At 60.2% G+C, this 18705-nt stretch carries 19 protein-coding genes; 10 read left to right on the forward strand and 9 right to left on the reverse strand.

The window, feature by feature from the left end; all coding sequences use genetic code 11:
* Positions 1 to 123: 123 nt before the first annotated feature.
* Entirely contained in the window at positions 124 to 597 is a 474-nt protein-coding gene (gene greB, locus KHA73_RS00625; RefSeq protein ID WP_234587432.1) for a transcription elongation factor GreB, read from the reverse strand.
* Between the two features lie 275 nt (positions 598 to 872).
* On the opposite strand from greB, the gene cbpA reads away from it, so the two are divergent.
* The 4 genes from cbpA (at position 873) to envZ (ending at position 4544) form a co-directional block, all read left to right on the forward strand.
* Positions 873 to 1832 (forward strand): curved DNA-binding protein, encoded by a 960-nt coding sequence (cbpA, locus tag KHA73_RS00630; protein WP_234587434.1) that lies wholly within the window; start codon positions 873 to 875, stop codon positions 1830 to 1832.
* Between the two features lie 2 nt (positions 1833 to 1834).
* Positions 1835 to 2149 carry a chaperone modulator CbpM gene (locus KHA73_RS00635; protein ID WP_234587436.1) on the forward strand — a complete coding sequence of 105 codons (315 nt, stop codon included), beginning with the start codon at positions 1835 to 1837 and terminating at the stop codon, positions 2147 to 2149.
* Positions 2150 to 2457: 308 nt separating this feature from the next.
* Entirely contained in the window at positions 2458 to 3177 is a 720-nt protein-coding gene (gene ompR, locus KHA73_RS00640) for an osmolarity response regulator transcription factor OmpR (protein ID WP_004709363.1), read from the forward strand.
* Complete coding sequence (envZ, locus tag KHA73_RS00645) at positions 3174 to 4544, forward strand: two-component system sensor histidine kinase EnvZ (RefSeq protein ID WP_234587438.1); 1371 nt, start codon at positions 3174 to 3176, stop codon at positions 4542 to 4544. The genes ompR and envZ overlap by 4 nt, the downstream gene beginning before the upstream one ends.
* A 33-nt stretch (positions 4545 to 4577) precedes the next feature.
* On the opposite strand, the gene KHA73_RS00650 is transcribed toward envZ, so the two are convergent.
* The 7 genes from KHA73_RS00650 to KHA73_RS00680 all read right to left on the reverse strand — a co-directional run bounded on the left by KHA73_RS00650 (position 4578) and on the right by KHA73_RS00680 (position 11446).
* Positions 4578 to 5057, reverse strand: coding sequence for a type II toxin-antitoxin system VapC family toxin (locus KHA73_RS00650; protein WP_234587439.1), 480 nt, complete (start codon positions 5055 to 5057; stop codon positions 4578 to 4580).
* Positions 5054 to 5317, reverse strand: a complete 264-nt coding sequence (locus KHA73_RS00655; RefSeq protein WP_234587441.1) for a FitA-like ribbon-helix-helix domain-containing protein — start codon at positions 5315 to 5317, stop codon at positions 5054 to 5056. The genes KHA73_RS00650 and KHA73_RS00655 overlap by 4 nt, the downstream gene beginning before the upstream one ends.
* A gap of 125 nt (positions 5318 to 5442) precedes the next feature.
* Entirely contained in the window at positions 5443 to 7062 is a 1620-nt protein-coding gene (pckA, locus tag KHA73_RS00660) for a phosphoenolpyruvate carboxykinase (ATP) (RefSeq protein ID WP_234587443.1), read from the reverse strand.
* 196 nt (positions 7063 to 7258) lie between these two features.
* Positions 7259 to 8125, reverse strand: a complete 867-nt coding sequence (gene hslO / locus KHA73_RS00665; protein WP_234587445.1) for an Hsp33 family molecular chaperone HslO — start codon at positions 8123 to 8125, stop codon at positions 7259 to 7261.
* A gap of 25 nt (positions 8126 to 8150) precedes the next feature.
* A complete protein-coding gene (gene hslR, locus KHA73_RS00670) occupies positions 8151 to 8558 on the reverse strand; it encodes a ribosome-associated heat shock protein Hsp15 (protein WP_234587446.1) in 408 nt (135 codons plus the stop codon).
* Positions 8555 to 9235: a GMP/IMP nucleotidase gene (yrfG, locus tag KHA73_RS00675; RefSeq protein WP_234587448.1), complete on the reverse strand. Its 681-nt coding sequence runs from the start codon at positions 9233 to 9235 to the stop codon at positions 8555 to 8557. Before yrfG ends, hslR begins: the two co-directional genes overlap by 4 nt.
* 96 nt (positions 9236 to 9331) lie before the next feature.
* The gene (locus tag KHA73_RS00680) at positions 9332 to 11446 is read right to left on the reverse strand and encodes an intracellular growth attenuator family protein (RefSeq protein ID WP_234587450.1); all 2115 of its coding nucleotides are present in this window, start codon (positions 11444 to 11446) and stop codon (positions 9332 to 9334) included.
* A gap of 444 nt (positions 11447 to 11890) precedes the next feature.
* Between KHA73_RS00680 and nudE the strand changes: the two genes are divergently transcribed.
* Positions 11891 to 12445, forward strand: coding sequence for an ADP compounds hydrolase NudE (nudE, locus tag KHA73_RS00685; protein WP_234587452.1), 555 nt, complete (start codon positions 11891 to 11893; stop codon positions 12443 to 12445).
* Between the two features lie 47 nt (positions 12446 to 12492).
* On the opposite strand, the gene mrcA is transcribed toward nudE, so the two are convergent.
* Positions 12493 to 15051, reverse strand: a complete 2559-nt coding sequence (gene mrcA, locus KHA73_RS00690) for a peptidoglycan glycosyltransferase/peptidoglycan DD-transpeptidase MrcA (protein ID WP_234587454.1) — start codon at positions 15049 to 15051, stop codon at positions 12493 to 12495.
* Between the two features lie 122 nt (positions 15052 to 15173).
* Between mrcA and pilM the strand changes: the two genes are divergently transcribed.
* Genes pilM through hofQ form a run of 5 tightly spaced genes read left to right on the forward strand, consistent with a single transcriptional unit; the run spans position 15174 to position 18617 of the window.
* Positions 15174 to 16004, forward strand: coding sequence for a type IV pilus biogenesis protein PilM (gene pilM / locus KHA73_RS00695; RefSeq protein WP_234587455.1), 831 nt, complete (start codon positions 15174 to 15176; stop codon positions 16002 to 16004).
* Positions 16004 to 16540, forward strand: coding sequence for a PilN domain-containing protein (locus KHA73_RS00700; RefSeq protein WP_234587457.1), 537 nt, complete (start codon positions 16004 to 16006; stop codon positions 16538 to 16540). Before pilM ends, KHA73_RS00700 begins: the two co-directional genes overlap by 1 nt.
* Positions 16533 to 17042 carry a hypothetical protein gene (locus KHA73_RS00705; RefSeq protein WP_234587459.1) on the forward strand — a complete coding sequence of 170 codons (510 nt, stop codon included), beginning with the start codon at positions 16533 to 16535 and terminating at the stop codon, positions 17040 to 17042. Before KHA73_RS00700 ends, KHA73_RS00705 begins: the two co-directional genes overlap by 8 nt.
* Positions 17035 to 17388, forward strand: coding sequence for a DUF2531 family protein (locus KHA73_RS00710; protein ID WP_234587460.1), 354 nt, complete (start codon positions 17035 to 17037; stop codon positions 17386 to 17388). The genes KHA73_RS00705 and KHA73_RS00710 overlap by 8 nt, the downstream gene beginning before the upstream one ends.
* Complete coding sequence (gene hofQ, locus KHA73_RS00715) at positions 17388 to 18617, forward strand: DNA uptake porin HofQ (protein ID WP_234587462.1); 1230 nt, start codon at positions 17388 to 17390, stop codon at positions 18615 to 18617. Before KHA73_RS00710 ends, hofQ begins: the two co-directional genes overlap by 1 nt.
* The last annotated feature ends 88 nt before the right edge of the window (positions 18618 to 18705 follow it).

Raw genomic sequence — 18705 nt, forward strand, 5'->3', positions numbered from 1 at the left:
CAGGGGACAGTTATACGGATTGCGCGCGGAAAATGCCAGTGGAGCAGGCCGCGCCGCCGCCGCCGGAACGCATAAAGCGGCCTGTGCTGCGGCGATGGGCGGCCGTTCAGAAAAAACCGAATCTTACTTCGGGTATTCGATCGCGTTGACGTACCACAGCGCTTCGCCCAACGGGGTGTTGACGATGGCGGTGTCGCCGACCTCTTTCTTCAGCAAGGCGCGGGCCATCGGCGCATCGATGGAGATGTAGTCGCGGCGGCCAAAAATCTCGTCGTAGCCGACGATGCGGAAACGTTTGACGTCGCCATCGTCATTCTCCACCTCCACCCAGGCGCCGAAGAACACCTTGCCTTCCTGCTGGGGCGAGTAGTCGACGATCTTCAACTGTTCCAGGCACTTGGTCAGATAGCGAACGCGGCGATCGATCTCGCGCAGCCGCTTCTTGTTGTACTGGTAGTCGGCGTTTTCACTTCTGTCGCCCAGGCTGGCGGCCCAGGTCACTTTCTTGGTCACCTCGGGGCGTTCTTCGCGCCAGAGGAAATCCAGTTCCTGCTTGAGCTTGTCGTAGCCTTCGCGGGTTATCAGTTGAGTTCTCATCGTGATTGATCTTTATTGGGCCACGGCCCCAGTGTACGTGAATGCGGGGGGCTTTAAAAAGGGCGTTTGGCTGCCTGCGAGCCATCGTATTGTTTGTATCAGCCTGCGCAGTTTTTAACAATCGGGAGTATGCTTAGCGGTAGCGGCAGGGTGAGCGACGCAGCCATCCCGCCAACGTATTACCGGAGACGGAGAGCGACGAAGAAAGGAGGGATTATCTGAAGAGGAAACAAGGAATTTTGGCGCATAACCCATCAAATTGAAGGTATTACTGCATGGAATTTAAAGACTATTACGCGACGATGGGGGTCGAGCCCGCCGCCGATTTGAAAACCATCAAAACCGCCTACCGCCGGCTGGCGCGCAAATACCACCCTGACGTCAGTACCGAAGAGGATGCCGAAAGCAAGTTCAAGGAGCTCGCCGAGGCCTATGAGGTGCTGAAAGACGAAGAGCGCCGCGCCGAATACGATCAACTCAGGCTGCACCGCAACGATCCGAACTTTGGCCGCCAGACGCGCGGCGATCGTGGCGGCTATCAACAGAGCGCCTCCTGGCATGGCGAAGACGGGCAAGACTTCTCAGACTTCTTCGAGAGCATGTTCGGCGGCCATGCGGCCGGCGGGAGACGTTCCTCCACCCATGGCTCGCACGGCGGGCACGGTTTCCGCGGCCAGGATCTTGAGATGGAAGTGCCGGTGTTTCTCGAAGAGACGCTGCATGGCCAAAGCCGCGAGATTTCCTACCAGTTGCCGGTTTACGACGAAATGGGCCGGCAGGTGAGCGAAGCCGGCAAAACGCTGAACGTGAAAATTCCGGCAGGCGTGGTCGACGGCGAGCGCATTCGCCTCAAGGGCCAGGGCGTCGCCGGCGTCGGAGGCGGCCAGAATGGCGATCTGTACCTGATCATTCGCATCGCGCCGCATCCGCTGTTCGAGGTCGACGGCCACAACCTGCACATCGTGGTGCCGCTGGCGCCGTGGGAAGCGGCGCTGGGGGCCAGCATCGAAGTGCCGACGCTGACCGGCAAAATCGCGTTGACCATTCCCGCCGGCAGCCAGAGCGGCAGGCGGCTGCGGGCCAAGGGCAAGGGGCTGGTCGGCAAAAAAGAGACGGGCGACCTGTACGCCATTCTCAAGGTGGTGATGCCGCCGAAGCCGGACGAAAAAGCCAGCGCCCTGTGGCGTGAGCTGGCAGAGCAGGCGGCGTTCAATCCCCGGACGGAATGGGAGTAAACATGATGAGCAAAGAGATAACCTTTACCCTGGTGGAACTGTGTCAGAGGGTGGACATTTCGCAGGACGAGCTGATCGAGGTTGTGGCGCTGGGGGTCATTGTGCCGCTGCAGCCGGAGCAGCCGAGCTGGGAGTTCGACTACCCGGCGCTGAGCCATCTGCGCCGCGCACGGCGCCTGCGGGCCGAGCTGGATCTGGACTGGCCCGGCATCGCCATGGCGCTGACCCTGCTGGATCGGGTCGACGAACTGCAGAAAGAGAACCGCCAGCTGCGCCGCCAGCTAGAGCGCTTCTTGCAAACGCCTTCGGCAAGATAAGCCGCCAATACGGCCACCGCGCAAAAATCCCGCCGGCGGCCGTTTTTTCTCAGGCGGCTGGGGTACACTGCGCCAGCGGCCGTAAAGCGGTAATGAGGCGGAATTGGGCGGTTATCCCACATTGGGCTGATAAACGCCGTGATTTTGGCGAACTGCCGTCGACATTTGCCGAAAATTGTTGATAAATGGGCAAAAGAATAAGCTTTGTAACAATTTCGTCTAGAATATATACCATTAAACGCTGTCCGAATTGACGGGGTTTTTTAACAATATTCGCGTCAGGCAATAAAGCCTTTGGGAGTAATACAATGCAAGAGAATCATAAGATTCTGGTCGTCGATGACGACATGCGCCTGCGTGCGCTTTTAGAGCGTTATTTAACCGAGCAGGGCTTTCAGGTTCGCAGCGTGGCCAACGCTGAGCAAATGGATCGCTTGCTGACCCGTGAATCTTTCCACCTGATGGTGCTGGATCTGATGCTGCCGGGCGAAGATGGCCTGTCTATCTGCCGCCGCCTGCGCAGCCAAAGCAACCCTATGCCGATCATTATGGTCACCGCCAAAGGCGAAGAAGTGGACCGCATCGTCGGCCTGGAGATCGGCGCCGACGACTACATCCCAAAACCGTTCAACCCGCGCGAACTGTTGGCCCGCATCCGTGCGGTGCTGCGCCGCCAGGCCAATGAGCTGCCGGGCGCCCCTTCGCAGGAAGAGGCGGTGATTGCCTTCGGCAAATTCAAACTGAACCTCGGCACCCGTGAGATGTTCCGTGAAGACGAGCCTATGCCGTTGACCAGCGGGGAGTTTGCGGTGCTGAAAGCGCTGGTGAGCCACCCGCGCGAACCCTTGTCCCGCGATAAGTTGATGAACCTCGCGCGCGGCCGCGAATACAGCGCGATGGAGCGCTCCATCGACGTGCAGATTTCCCGCCTGCGCCGCATGGTTGAAGAAGATCCCGCACACCCGCGCTATATCCAGACCGTCTGGGGTCTTGGCTACGTCTTCGTTCCGGACGGCAGCAAGGCATGAGGCGATTGCGCTTTTCACCGCGTAGCTCGTTTGCCCGAACTCTGTTGTTGATCGTCACCTTGCTGTTCGTCAGCCTGGTGACGACCTATCTGGTGGTGCTGAACTTCGCCATCCTGCCCAGCCTGCAGCAGTTCAACAAGGTATTGGCTTACGAAGTGCGTATGCTGATGACCGACCGGCTGCAGCTGGAGGATGGCACCTTGCTGGAAGTGCCGCCGGCGTTCCGCCGTGAAATCTACCGCGAGTTGGGGATCTCCCTGTATACCAATTCGGCGGCGGAGGAGAGCGGCCTGCGCTGGGCGCAGCACTATCAGTTCCTCAGCCAGCAGATGGCGCAGCAGCTTGGCGGGCCGACCGACGTGCGGGTGGAAGTGAATAAGAACTCTCCGGTGGTGTGGCTGAAAACCTGGCTGCAGCCCGATATCTGGGTGCGCGTTCCGCTGACGGAAATTCATCAGGGCGACTTCTCGCCGCTGTTCCGCTATACCCTGGCGATTATGCTGTTGGCGATAGGTGGCGCCTGGCTGTTTATCCGTATTCAAAACCGGCCGCTGGTGGAGCTGGAACACGCCGCTCTGCAGGTGGGCAAAGGCATAATTCCCCCGCCGTTGCGCGAGTATGGCGCCTCAGAGGTGCGTTCGGTCACCCGCGCGTTTAACCAGATGGCGTCGGGCGTCAAGCAGTTGGCCGACGATCGCACGCTGCTGATGGCCGGGGTCAGCCACGATCTGCGCACCCCGTTGACGCGCATCCGCCTGGCGACCGAAATGATGAGCGCCGAAGACGGCTATCTGGCCGAGTCGATCAATAAAGACATCGAAGAGTGCAACGCCATCATCGAGCAGTTTATCGACTACTTGCGCACCGGTCAGGAAATGCCGACCGAGATGAGCGATCTCAACGCCATCCTCGGCGAGGTGGTGGCGGCCGAAAGCGGCTACGAGCGAGTCATTGAAACCGCAATGTCGCCGGGCGAACTGATGATGAACGTGCACCCGCTGTCGATTAAGCGTGCGGCGGTGAACATGGTGGTTAATGCGGCGCGCTACGGCAACGGCTGGATTAAGGTCAGCAGCGGGCGTGAACTGCAGCGCGGCTGGTTCCAGGTGGAGGATGACGGCCCGGGCATCAAGCCGGAAGAGCTGAAACACCTGCTGCAGCCCTTCGTGCGCGGCGACAGCGCGCGCAGCACCAGCGGCACCGGGTTGGGCTTGGCTATCGTGCAGCGTATTATCGACGCGCACGACGGCGCGTTGGACATAGGCGCCAGTGAACGCGGCGGGTTATTGATCCGCGCCTACATTCCGTTGCCGATGGAGAAAAAAGAGTCGGCCAATGGGCATCAACCCACGAAGGACAATGTCTGACCCTGTTAGCGGGAGCCGCGCCGTGCGGCCCCGTCAGGACTTCCGGCTCATCACGTAGTATTCCGCCGCGTCTTCATGCAGACGGCGGCCGGTCGGAGCCTGCCACGGATCGATTAATTCGATGCCGCAGTGGAGAAAGTCTTGCGTATTGCGTGTGGCCAATGTGGCGCCGTAATGCAGGCAGGTGGCGGCGATTTGCGTGTCTGGCATGCTCATCAGCTTGCCCTGAAGCCGGTTTCTTCCCGTCAACTCCGCGTATTGCATCGCGCACAGCCCGTCAAACGGCAGAATTTGCCCTTCGAACTTCAGCTGGATGGCGTCCGCCAATTTGAGCTTCAGATCCCGCTGACGCTTGCCGTCAGGCATGCAGGCGACGCCGCTGAACAGCTCGGCAATGACAATGGCGCTCAGGTAGAGCTCGTCATTGTCCTTTTCGTTTAACCAGTTTATGACGTTGTAGTGCGGACTGGGGCGCAGCGTTTCTGACATGACGTTGGTGTCGAGAATAATCATGCGTTGCCATCTTCATCATCAAAGCTGACTATGCGAGGCGGCACGGCGTCTCGCGGCGGAATGTCCAGCTCGACGCCGCCAAATTCGGCGAAGTGCTGATGCATCCAGGTACCCAACCCGTAGCGCGGCGGCTTTTTCACCAGCGCCTGTTTCAGGATCATTCTTGCTTCTTCCTCCATGGAATGGCCATTTTTCGCTGCCGAAATGCGCAGCAGCTCTTTTATCTCATCGTCCAAATTCCTGACGGTTATGGTAGCCATTGAAACCTCCTTTGCTAGCAATGATTGCATTGCTTTATTTTCTCGCTTTATTGGTTATAAAGCAATCAATGAAAATAAAAAAGGCGCGGTATCCGCGCCTTAGCTGAAGGGGTAAAACGACCGGGTTACAGCTTCGGACCGGCGCTGACCAGTGCGGCACCCGCCGGCGTATCGGTGTATTTATCGAAGTTGGTGATGAAGCGCTCGGCCAGATCCTGCGCCTTTTCCTGCCACTGCGCGGCGCTGGCGTAGGTGGCGCGCGGATCAAGGATATCCGGGTTCACGCCTGGCAGGGCGGTCGGCATCGCCAGATCGAAGATTGGCAGCGTGACGGTCTCTGCCTTATCGATTTCACCGCTCAGGATGGCGTCGATAATACCGCGCGTGTCTTTGATTGAGATACGTTTGCCGGTGCCGTTCCAGCCGGTGTTGACCAGATAAGCCTGGGCGCCGGCGGCCTGCATGCGTTTCACCAGCACTTCCGCGTACTGCGTCGGGTGCAGCGACAGGAAAGCCGCGCCGAAGCAGGCGGAGAATGTTGGCGTCGGCTCGGTCACGCCGCGCTCGGTGCCGGCCAGCTTGGCGGTGAAGCCGGACAGGAAGTGGTACTGGGTCTGGCTGGCGGTCAGGCGCGATACCGGCGGCAGTACGCCGAAGGCGTCGGCGGTCAGGAAGATGACCTTGGTGGCGTGACCCGCTTTGGACACCGGCTTGACGATGTTCTGAATGTGGTAGATAGGATAGGAAACGCGGGTGTTCTCGGTTTTCGAGCCGTCGTTGAAGTCGATGGCGCCGTCGGCCAATACGGTGACGTTTTCCAGCAGCGCATCGCGCTTGATGGCGTGGTAGATATCCGGCTCGGCTTCTTCAGACAGCTTGATGGTCTTGGCGTAGCAGCCGCCCTCGAAGTTGAACACGCCGTCGTCGTCCCAACCGTGCTCGTCATCGCCGATCAGCTGGCGTTTCGGGTCGGTGGACAGGGTGGTTTTGCCGGTGCCGGACAGGCCGAAGAATACCGCGACGTCGCCTTTCTCGCCCACGTTGGCCGAGCAGTGCATGGAGGCGATGCCTTTCAGCGGCAGCAGGTAGTTCATGATGGAGAACATGCCCTTTTTCATCTCGCCGCCGTACCAGGTGCCGCCGATCAGCTGCATGCGCTCGGTCAGGTTGAAGGCGACGAAGTTCTCCGAGTTCAGGCCCTGCTGCTGCCAGTTCGGGTTGGTGCACTTGGCGCCGTTCATTACGATGAAGTCCGGTTCGAAATCCTGCAGCTCTTCGTCGCCAGGGCGGATGAACATGTTTTTCACGAAGTGCGCCTGCCAGGCCACCTCGGTGATGAAGCGCACTTTCAGACGGGAGTCGGCGTTGGCGCCGCAGAAGGCATCCACGACGAACAGGCGCTTGCCGGAGAGCTGTTCGGTGACCAGGTGTTTCAGATCGGCCCACACTTCCGGGCTGAGGGGTTTGTTGTCGTTTTTGCCTTTGCCCTGATCGGCCCACCACACGGTGTTGCGGGTGGTGTCGTCGCGGACGATGTATTTGTCTTTCGGGGAACGGCCGGTAAAGATGCCGGTATCGACGGAAACTGCACCCAGTTTGGTGACGACCCCACGCTCATAACCTTCCAGAGATGGGTCTGTTTCTTCCTTAAACAGCAGTTCATAGCTCGGGTTGTGAACGATTTCGCTTACGTCGTGAATGCCGTAGGCGGCCAGATCCTGAGGGGTTATACCTTTAACGCGCATGTTACTACTCCTTGGTCACAGAATTTCTGGCGGCAATTGTAGGGATTCAACGGCGCGTAACCGCGATGGGTATCAAATATTTAACGTTTTAAGCGGTATTTTGTTACGTTCTGAGAGATAGAACACGGAAAAAAGCAAACGTGCAAACGGCGTGCATTGGCGGGCGCAGGGCGCGCCCGCCGACAGGGGGTGTTACTTAGTGCAACCGATCGCTTTCGCCGGTGTTACCGGCATACAGCGCGGCGACGTCCATCGGGTCAAAGACATAGTGATTGCCGCAGTAATCGCAATGCATGTCGATATTGCCGTCTTGCTCCAGCATTTCCGCCACTTCTTCGGTTGGCAGCGTCAGCAGCGCATCAGCGCAACGCTGGCGCGAACAGGTGCAGCGGAACAGCACGTCCTGCGGTTCGTACAGGGTGACTTCTTCCTGATGGTACAGGCGATACAGCACCTCGTTGGCCGGCAGGCCGAACAGCTCTTCGCTCTTCACCGTGTTGGTCAGTTGCACCAGGTGATCGAAATCGTCAGCGTTGCCGTCCTGCGCCGGCAGAACCTGCAGCAGCATGCCGGCCGCGGCCGCTTCGCCGGTGCGGATGAACAGGCGGGTCGGCAGCTGTTCTGACTGACGGAAGTAGGCTTCCAGGCATTCGGCCAGGGTTTCACCCTCAAGACCGACCACGCCCTGATAGCGCTCGCCTTCCGCCGGCGCGATGGTGATGACCATAACGCCGTTGCCGATCATTTGATGCAGGCTGCTGTCCTCGGCGATAGGCGCCTGGACGCGCGCCACGCCGCGCATTTCCTGGCGGTTGTTGCCGTTGACCACCGCCAGCTTCAGCGGGCCGTCACCCTGCAGCTGCACGGTGATGTCGCCTTCGAACTTCAGGGTGGCGGTCAACAGGCTGGTGGCGACCAGCAGTTCGCCCAGCAGCTTCTGCACCGGCGCCGGGTAATCGTGGTTGCTCAATACCTGCTGATAGGTTTCGCTGACGGTAACCAGCTCACCGCGCACCGCGTAGTTTTCAAACAGGTAACGGTGCAATTGGTCATGGTTGGACATAGTTTTCTCTCATTGCGGTGAGGGGTTATTCCGGCTCACCAAATTTAAATTTTATCAGGTCGCGCCGCTCTTTTTTATCCGGACGGCGGTCCGGATGCGGCATGGTTAGCGCGTTCATCTTGCGCGCGAGCGCCATTTTTTCGCGGTTGGCGATGCTGGCCTCGGTTTCCTGATACATCTGCTGCGCCTCGCTGGCGCCGCGCCGCTGGCTGGTCAGCGCCAGTACGACAACCGTGCGCTCTTCATTGCCCTGGCGCAGTTTGATCTCGGCGTTAAGCTCGACCGCCTTGCTCGGCTTGCCGCGCTGCCCGTTATAGTGCACCTTGCCGCCGTCAATCATCTCCCGCGCCAGCGCGCGGGTTTTGTAGAAACGGGCTGCCCACAGCCATTTGTCCAGCCGGACGGCGTCGTCGCGCGTTGCTTTCTCTTTCATGCCTCTCCCCTGGCCAGCGCCGGTATCAACAGGCGGTAATCGCGCATCGACGGATGGTGCCGGAAGGTTTTCTCCGCCATGCTGGAGTCCGGATTCCGCACGCCCAGGCAATAACGAATGCCAAAAGCGCGCGCCGCGTCGAGGATAGGCTCGCCGTCGTCGACAAACAGCGTGCGCTGCGGGTCAAAACCGGTATGTTGCTGCACCGCCTGCCACAGCCGCTGATCTTCTTTCGGATAACCAAATGTGTGGGTGGAAAGCAATAAATCAAGGTGTCGATCCAAACCTGTGTGCTCAATTTTTACCGCCAGGCTGTGCGGATGGGCGTTGGTCAGCAAAATAGTTTGCCGGCCGGCGTCGCGCAGCGCCTGTAAAAACGGCGTGGTGTCTTCCCTCAGCCGCGCGCGGCTGCCCACTTCCGTGGTCATGCGGTAAATATCCAGATCCAGCCGCTCGCTCCAGTAATCGAAGCAGTACCAGTTCATGGTGTGCTGCACCGCCAGATACTCGCGGTGGATGATATCACGCGCGGTGTCGAACGGAATGGCGCGCTTTTCGCTCAATGCCCGCGGCACCAGATTGAGCCAAAAATGGCTGTCGAACTCCAGATCCAGCAGGGTGCCGTCCATATCCAATAGCACGGTGTCGATTTGCCGCCAGTCAAATTCGGGAACCATAAAAAACTCCATGGGCAGGCCGTCGGCGGCCCGCAGATGAGAATAATAACCTTAGCCTAGCATAAGCGGATGACAGGTCGGCGGCCGATGTGCGGCTCAGGGCCGCAGCGACATCGGATTGAAGCAGTTTTCGTAGTAACGCTGGATATCGGCGATGCGATGGCGGTTGATGCGCCGGCGCTGCACCAGCCGCCAGAGGTTGTAGCCCAGGCAGACCAATACCGCCAGCAGCAGCAGGCTGGTGCCGAGATAACGCCACAGGGTGATCATGTCCGGCTCGCTGTGCAGCGCCACGTGACGGGTGCCGTTGGCGTCGACGCTGAGGCTGGTGATCACGCCCTGCGCCTGGAACGGCGTATGCAGCAACATGCTGGAGAGCCGCTGCAGCTCGTTCCACTGATCGAGCGCGTTGTATTCATTCAGCGGCACCGAAGGCTGAGGATGGTTCACCAGCTGCCGGCCCTCGTCGCTGCTGAGCAAGAAGCCGCCTGGCGGCGGGCTATTGAGCGCGGCGGCGGCCTGGCGAGTCTCGTTGTACACGAATGAAGAAGCGGCCACCTTGGTCAGGCTTTCCAGCGATTCCGCGCTCACCGGGCGCAACAGCACGTTTACCCCCTGCAGCGCGCCGGACTTGGCGCGCTTCACCAGGTTGCCCCAGTTTTTGGCGTTGCCGAGGTTGACCAGCGCATTTTTCAGCCGCACGCAGTCGCTGTCCGTTTGGCAAAGATCCTGCGTTTTTAAAACGATATCCGAGAAGTCATCCAGCAGTATCATGCCGGACTTTTCAATGGCGCTGGCCAGCTGCGGGTTAACTTTCTGGTCTGCGCCGTCCGGATGCAGCTGGGTCTTTACCGTCGCCAGCAGCGCCGTCGCTTTGTCGATAACGTCCGATTCCGGCTGCGGCAGCGGGGCGGCGTTGTTCCAATAGATGCCGGAGCAGTCGAACGGCGCGAAGCTGGATGCCGCACCGCCGCTCGCCTGCGGCGGCACATAGCACATGCCGTTGCCGCGTACTTTCAACGTATCGCCGATGCGCAGCGGCATGGCTTCCAGCGCCTGTACGCTGGTCACTTCCACTTTTTGCGCGCCCTGCAGCCACGCCATGCTCAGCGTCAACGGCAGGCTCAGCGGGATGTAGGTCAACAGCAACAGCAGCACCAGCGTGGAGCTGGCCGCCAGCACCGCATTGCGGCCCCACTGCTGCAGCGGGAAATTCTTCACCTCGTCATGCAGCGAGAGGAAACGGCCCTGGCGCACCACCTGCCGATTCAGATAGATATCCACATCGGTGGTTTTACCCAGATCCTGGGCGAGGTAGGGTTGCCAGTGCGACGGATAGATCAGGTCGATGATGCCAAGCGAAATATTGCTGATTTGCCCCTGGTTGGATTCGCCGAACAGCCCCCAGCGCTTTGGCGTGCCGCGCAGGCAGTGCACTTCTTTCAGCTCACGCGCCGCCGGGCGGCGGAACAGGCTCCAACATCCCCAGGCGATCATCAGCACCGCGACGAAAATCATCCAGGGAATGACCAACACCGGGCTGATCAGGCTGAAAAACAGCAGCAGCAGGGCGGCGGAAATAATGGCGGCTTCGCGAATGCCGTTTGGGCGAATAAGCGCGTGTTCTTCCGGCGTTTCCTTGCGGATATTCACCAGTTCGACGTGTTCGCTCTCTTCCTTGCGGATGGAGGCGTTTTTGGTCGGTGCCGACGCCACCACCGGCGGTTGCGGCCGCTCGTGGATGTGATCTTTCAGCGAATGCCCATTGAGGGAAATCACCAGCGGCAGCGTCTGAGTGCGGATCACTTCTACATGGTTATCGGCGGTGATGTACTGCTCCCAAAACGGCGGCAGGTGCACCTCTTCGGCGTCGAGGTAATAACGCCATTTGTTCGGTTCATCGCTGGCCAGGCCGTAGCGGGTAATGGCGTGGGTCACGGGGTAGACGTTATCGCTTTGCGGCGTGAGCGCCAGCTTGCCTGAGGGCAAGGCGGGGTTGGCCGGCAGCAGCTTGTTGCCGAGGTTGTTCTGCTGGTTGAGGTAATACTCGACGGCCGCGCGTTCTTCGCCGGTCAGTTTGCGGTGGGTCGGTTTAATGAACGGCAGCGTGCGCGCCAACATCGGTTGGCTGCGAGCTTTAAACCAGAGGTACAGCCCGGCGGTAATCAGGCAGGCAAGCACTAAGGCCAATATCAACACTATTGTGCTCATGCTATCCCCATCATATACCCGTGAATCTCGCCAACCCGGTGAAAAGCCGCACATTATACGGAGTAAACCGCCATGAGGCACCCAGAACTCGTGAGGGAAGAACAGATTCTCGCTCTGGCTCTCATTCCTTCAAAACGCGACGCTATTTTATCACCAGCTCTTGCCCAGAGGATACTAGCAACGGGCATCAGGGGGCGATATCGGCATTATCCTATTTTCTTCGGCTCTGTTTGCTGAATTGGTATAGAAAATCGGCGGGCGCTGGCTACGCTTGTTAAAAAAAAGTAAATTACTGCTTATGCTCGTTGCGGCCAAGGTTCTCATTAACGCACAATGTGATCAAGATCGAATTTGGTCAGCGTTTGAGCGCCAATGATTATTCCGGCTATCCTTCTCCGCGCCTGATGTTGCCGCCGGCCGACGGGTAACCCATTTGAGGCAATTATGGATAAACACCTGCAAAAACCTAAAATTCTGAAAGTGGAAACGGTCGCGCGTTCGCGTTTATTTAACGTTGAGTCGGTCGATTTGGAATTCAGTAACGGTGCGCGGCGGGTGTATGAGCGCATGCGGCCTTCGGAGCGGGAAGCGGTGATGATTGTACCGGTGATTGGCGACGATCTGCTGCTGATTCGCGAATACGCGGTAGGCACCGAGTCCTATGAGCTGGGCTTTCCCAAAGGCCTGATCGATCCCGGCGAAGGGGTGCTGGAAGCGGCCAACCGTGAGCTGATGGAAGAGGTGGGTTTTGGCGCCAGGCGCTTTGATTTCCTCAGCAAGCTGACAATGGCGCCTTCGTATTTTTCCAGCAAAATGAATATCGTGCTGGCGCACGATCTTTACCCGCAGAGCCTGGAAGGGGACGAACCGGAACCGCTGCCGCAGGTGCGTTGGCCGATCGCCGACATGATGGCGCTGTTGGCTGAACCCGATTTCCGCGAGGCGCGCAACGTCAGCGCGCTGTTCCTCACCGAGGCATTCTTACGCGCTTCGCGTTAAGCCTGCTCCGAATAAAAAAAGGGCCAGATTTCTCTGGCCCTTGTTGATCAGAACAGCTCGTGGCTTTCGCCGCCGGGATCCGTCAGCGTAGTGCCGGTATCCCGCGACGGGTAGTCCGTCGGCTGAGTGCCTTCGATAAAGTACTCGGAACGGCTGCCGCCGCCACCGCCGGAGAGCTTGCCGCTGCTCTTGTCGATGGTGACGCTGATAATGCCCGGCGGCGGGGTGAGTTTCTGCTCCGGAATGCCTTCCAGCGCGCTTTTCATGAAATCATCCCATGCCGGTTGCGCGCTCTTGGCGCCGCCTTCACCGCCGGAAATTTGATCCGGGATCGCGCCCGAAACCGTAGAGCGGCCCAGGTCGCGGCGATGGTCATCGAAACCAATCCACACCGAGGTAACGGTATCCGGGCCATAGCCGGAGAACCAGGCGTCCTTCGAGCTGTTGGTGGTGCCGGTTTTGCCGCCGATGTCACGGCGCTTCAGGTCGCGCCCCGCACGCCAGGCTGTACCCATCCAGCCCGGTTCGCCGAAGATGTTGCTGTTCAGCGCATCGTGGATCAGGAACGCCAGCTGCGAGCTGATGACGTGCGGCGCGTATTGCTGGTCGCCGTCCTGTTGCACCTGGGCCGGGGTCACCTGTTCCAACTGCGGCATCGGCACGTTGCCGTTGCCGCCTTCTTGCGAGGTGGCGACGTTTTCAACGTTATCGTCGGAAAGCACCGCCGAACGGTGGGTATCGCCGTAAATCACCGGCAGGTTGCAACTGTCGCAGACCACTTTCGGCTTGGTTTCAAATACCGTGTTGCCGTTGTCGTCTTCAATCTTGGTGATGAAGTACGGGTCCACCAGATAACCGCCGTTCGCCAACACCGCATAGCCGCGCACCAGCTGCATAGGGGTGAAGGAGGCGGAACCCAGCGCCAGTGATTCGGTGTGCACGATATTTTGCGCCGGGAAGCCGAAACGCTGCAGGTATTCCGCCGCGTAATCGACGCCCATCGCACGCATCGCACGTACCATTACCACGTTCTTCGACTGCCCCAGGCCCTGACGCAGGCGGATCGGGCCGTCGTAGGTCGGCGGCGAGTTCTTCGGCCGCCAGTCGGTGCCGGCGCCAGCGTCCCAACGGGTGATCGGCAGGTCGTTCAGAATGGTGGCCAGCGTCAGGCCCTTATCCATTGCGGCGGTGTACAGGAAGGGCTTGATGTTAGAGCCGACCTGACGCAGCGCCTGGGTGACGCGGTTGAACTTGCTCTGGTTAAAGTCAAAACCGCCGACCAGCGCTTTGACCGCGCCGTCGTTCGGGTTGATCGACACCAGCGCCGAGTTGACGTCCGGCACCTGCGACAACCACCAGCCATCGTTAACCTTGCGCACCCACACTTGCTGGCCGGCCTGCACCACGTCGGTGACGCGTTTTGGCGTTGGCCCTTGCTGGGTATCGGACTTATACGGACGCGCCCAGCGCATGGTGGCCATAGGCAGCGCGATATTGCTGCCGTCCGCCAGCATCGCGGTAGCCTCCTCGGCGTTGGCGGCGGTGATCACCGCCGGCGCCAGCGGGCCGTAGCTCGGCAGGTTTTTCAGCGAGTCGACGATCTGTTTTTGATCCCAGGCCGCTTCACCGACTTTCCACAGCACGTTGGACGGGCCGCGGTAGCCGTGGCGCATATCGTACGCCAGCACGTTGTTGCGCACCGATTCCTGTGCGGCCAGCTGCAGCCGCTTGGTTACGGTGGTGTAGACCTTGTAACCGTCGGTGTAGGCGTTGTCGCCGTAGCGCTTGATCATCTCCTGGCGCACCATCTCGGAGAGATAAGGGGCGGAGAAGCTGATTTCCGGCGCATGGTAGTTGGCCACCAGTTCTTCGGCACGCGCCTGATCGTACTGCGCCTGGGTAATGTAGTGCTCATCGAGCATGCGCGACAGCACTACGTTGCGGCGTGCTACGGCGCGATCGTGCGAATAGAGCGGGTTGAAGGTGGACGGCGCCTTCGGCAGGCCGGCGATGGTTGCCATTTCGCTTAAGGTCAGCTGGCTGACGTCTTTGCCGAAATAAACCTGCGCCGCGGCGCCCACGCCGTAGGCGCGATAACCCAGATAGATCTTGTTCAAATACAGTTCAAGGATCTCGTCCTTGGACAGCATCTGCTCGATGCGCACCGCCAGGAACGCTTCCTTGATCTTGCGCATCAGGGTGCGTTCCGGGCTGAGGAAGAAGTTTCGCGCCAGCTGCTGGGTAATGGTGCTCGCCCCCTGCGACGCATGGCCGGAGACCAGCGCAATAGAGGCCGCGCGGAAGATGCCGACCGGATCGACGCCGTGGTGCTCATAGAAGCGGCTGTCTTCGGTCGCGATGAATGCATGCACCATCACCGGCGGGATCTGGTTCAGCTTCAGCGGAATACGGCGTTTCTCGCCGTATTGGGCGATCAGTTCGCCATCGGCGCTGTAAACCTGCATCGGTATCTGCAGCCGCACGTCTTTGAGCGTTGCGACGTCGGGCAGCTGTGGCTCGACATATTTGTACAAGCCAAAAATCGAGGCTGCTCCCAGCACGATGCAACACACTGCAAGGATTAGAAAATACTTTACGAACTTCACCTGAGATTTCCCATTTTCATGTCATTTGGGCAGTTTATAAACAACCGCGCGGTAGTATAAAGGCAAGCCTGCTACATGGATATGTTCTTTTATCATCTGATGTTATGGAGGCTTGGCGAAATATGTTCCCTCAATCATGGCAGGTGGGGCTGGATATACAAAACGACAGCGTGCGCGCCCTCGCAGCCCAGCGCCGCCGTAACGGGTGGCAACTGCGCCACTGGTGGCAGCATCGGTTGCCGCAGCCGGTGCTGCGCGATGGCTGCCTGGAACCCTCGGAATCCTTGATCCATGCGCTGCGGCAATGGCGTATTCAGTTACCAAGACATATTTCCTTACGCATTGCTTTGCCTGCCCAGCGGGTGTTGCAGCATCGGATGCCGCCGCCGGATGCGCGGCTGAGAGAGCCGGATCGCAACGATTATATTAGCAGCCAGGGGCTAAAACAGTTTCCGCTCGATGGCCAGACGCTGGCTCTGGATTATCGCGCGGACGCCACCACGCTGTTGTTGACCGCGGCGCGGCGGCAAGAGTTGCAGCAGTGGCTGCATTGTTTGCGCCAGGCCGATTTGCGGCCGCAAGCGGTAGACATCACCCCTTGCGCGTTGCGGGTAATGGCGACGGCGGCCGGATTGCCCGCCGCCGCCGGGCTGTTGCACCGTCTTGAACATGAGTGGCTGTGGGTTGCCCCCGGCGTTGCTTTCGCCTGCGGCGTGCAGCCTGCCGGCGATCCTGAAGGCTTGATGCTGGCGCTGCGGTCACTGCAAGCCGCGGCGGCGCCGGGCGCCGATCGGCAACTGTGGTACAGCAGCGTGCTGGACGATGCGCCGCCGGCCGACTGCCTGCCCTGGTCGCCGCTTAGCGCCTTTCGGCAACTACGGCCGCCGTTGCCCGTTCAGCCCGCAGCGTTTGTATTGGCCGGCGGCCTGGCGCTGCGGGAGGAGGACCGCTGATGTATCAGGTGAATCTGTTGCCCTGGCGGCGCCAGCGCCAACGGCGGCGCGGGCAGTTTTGGCTGCGCATGCTGGCGCTGCAGCTGATTGCGCTGCTGCTGGCTATGGCGGCCGCGTTCAGTTTGCTGCATGGCCGGGAAGCGCAGCGGCAAGAAACGCTCGGGGCGCTGGGCGCTCAACTGGCGGGGTTGACGCAGCGCTATCAGCAGGCGCAGCAGCTGCTGGCGCAGTTGGAGCGGCACAACGCGCGCACGGAGCGGCGGGAACGTAACCTGCAACACAATCGGCGCTATCTGCAGCTGTTGCAGCAGCTTGCCAATGCGGCACCGCCGCCGCTGTGGCTGACCGCGCTAGAGGGCAACCTGCAGCAAGGGCTGCAGCTTCGCGGGCTCAGCCGCCATCATGCGGCTATCGTGCAGTTCGAGCAGCGGCTGGCGGCCTTACCGCTGCTGCGGCAACACCGATTGGCGGAGGTGGCGCAGAGCAAGGACGGCCTTTTCGCCTTTACCCTAACGGCCTGGGGGCGGGATGAATAATCGCTTGCCGCCGTGGCTGTGGCGTTGGCTCAGCTTACCGGGCTGGCAGGTGCTGGCAACGCAGTGGCTCGGATTAAGCGCTCTGGCGCTGGTTGGCGCGGGTTGGCTGCTGCAGGACGAGTGGCGGCAGCGGGAACAGGCCGCCGCGCAGCGGCAGCGCCTCGCGTTGCAAATTGCACAGCGCGAACGGCAGCTGGCGCAAATGCCGTCGATGGAAGCTACGGCTCTGCGTTTACAGCAGGCGGCGAGCCGGCCCGGTGGGCAGGGCGATCTGACGGCGGCGCTGCGCCTGGCGGGCGCCACGTTGTTGCGCTGGCAGCGGTTGGAAAAACCGCCGCGGCAGGCGCTGAGTTTGCGCGTTGACTACGCCGGGTTGCTAACGCTGCTGAAAACCTTGCCGCCTGCTTTACGCATTGAGCGCCTCAGCATTGAGGCGCCGTCGCAAGAGATGAAGGTGAGCTTCACCCTGCAGGACGCCACCGGAGATAACGCCGATGAATAAAAGGCGCTGGTTGGCTCTGCTGTTGTTGCCCTGGGCGTTGGCCGCGCAGCCGCGCAATCCTTTTGTCCCCCTGCCATTGCCCGATTGCCCGCTGGCTGCGGCCTCTCCGGCCGGCTGGCGGCTGAAGGGCATTATCGGCCGGCCGGCCTTGCGCTATGGCTGGGTAGTGACGCCGACGGGGCAATGGCTGCGCCTCGGGGAACGGCAACTGCTGCTGGCCAGGCGCTGGCGGGTGGTTCGGATAGAGGCCGACAGGTTGACGCTGGCCGAGCTGCAGACCGACCCAAATTGCCCGGCGGTGGCCGGCGATGTGCAGCTGACGCTGAACAACAAAGGGGAAAGATAATGAAGGGATGCTTTTGGTTGGGGCTATCGTTCTGGGGCCTGGCGGCTGCCGCCTGTGCGCAGGATAGCCAGGCTATCTCACTGGAGTTTCAGGATGCACCGGTCACGGTTATCCTGCAGGCGCTGGCCGATTACCGTCAGCTGAATTTGATCGCCGCTGCCGGCGTGAACGGCAACCTGACGCTGCGGCTGGATAATGTGCCCTGGCCACAGGCGTTGGCGCTGGTGTTGCGCATGGGCAAATTGGCAATGACGCGGGAAGGCAATGTGATGCTGGTCGCTCCCGAGCCGGACGCACAGGAAAAACAGCAGCGGCTGCAGGCGCTGGCGCAGCAACAGCCGCTGCACAGCCTGAGCCTGACGTTGCAAAATGCCGATGCGGCTGAGGTGGCCGAGCAGGCCGGTGCCCTGCTCGGAGAACGCGGCAGTCTGGTGGTCGACAAACGCACCAACGCACTCTTGATTCGCGATACCGCGCCGGTTCTGGCGCTGATGAAGCAGCGGGTGGCGGAGATGGACAGGGCGCTGGCGCAGGTGCAGTTGGCGGCGCATATCGTGACCATCAACAGCGAAAACCTGCGTGATTTGGGCGTGCGTTGGGGGTTAGCGCCGGACGAACGTGCGGCGAAGCCGCTACGGTTGGATAACTTCAGCGTCGGTTTGCCGTTGGAACACAGCGCGGTGAATGCCGGCTTTCATCTGGCGCGCCTCAGCGGGCGGCTGTTGAGCCTGGAGCTGACGGCGCTGGAACAGGAAAATCAGGTGGAAATTATCGCCAGCCCACGCCTGCTGACGGCACATTTGCAAACTGCCAGCATCAAGCAGGGAACGGAAATCCCTTATGAGGTCTCGAGCGGCGCCAGCGGCGCAACCTCGGTGGAGTTTAAAGAGGCGGTGTTGGGCATGGAGGTGACGCCCAAGGTCTTGCCCGATGGCCGCATCACTCTGACGCTGCACATTAGCCAAAACATGCCGGGGCGTTCCGTCAGCAGGGGGGCGGGAGAGGCGTTGACGATCGACAAGCAGGAGATAAAGACCCAGATCACGGTAAAAGACGGCGAAACCATCGTGTTGGGCGGCATTTTTCAACGGCACAGCGGCTTGGCTGCGGATAAGGTGCCCGGCATCGGCGATGTGCCGCTGCTGGGATCGCTGTTCAAACAGAGCAGCAAACAGCTTAAAAGACGCGAGCTGGTGATATTCATTACTCCGACATTGATTAAGGCATGAACAGCCGGCTGTCGCCTTTGCCGTAAATCACCTAAAGTTGATGAGCAGATACACTTTTTTGTCTCCTTGGGGGCATCTGCGTTTGACG

The organism is Serratia entomophila (genome assembly GCF_021462285.1).
GTDB classification, from domain to species: Bacteria; Pseudomonadota; Gammaproteobacteria; order Enterobacterales; family Enterobacteriaceae; genus Serratia; species Serratia entomophila.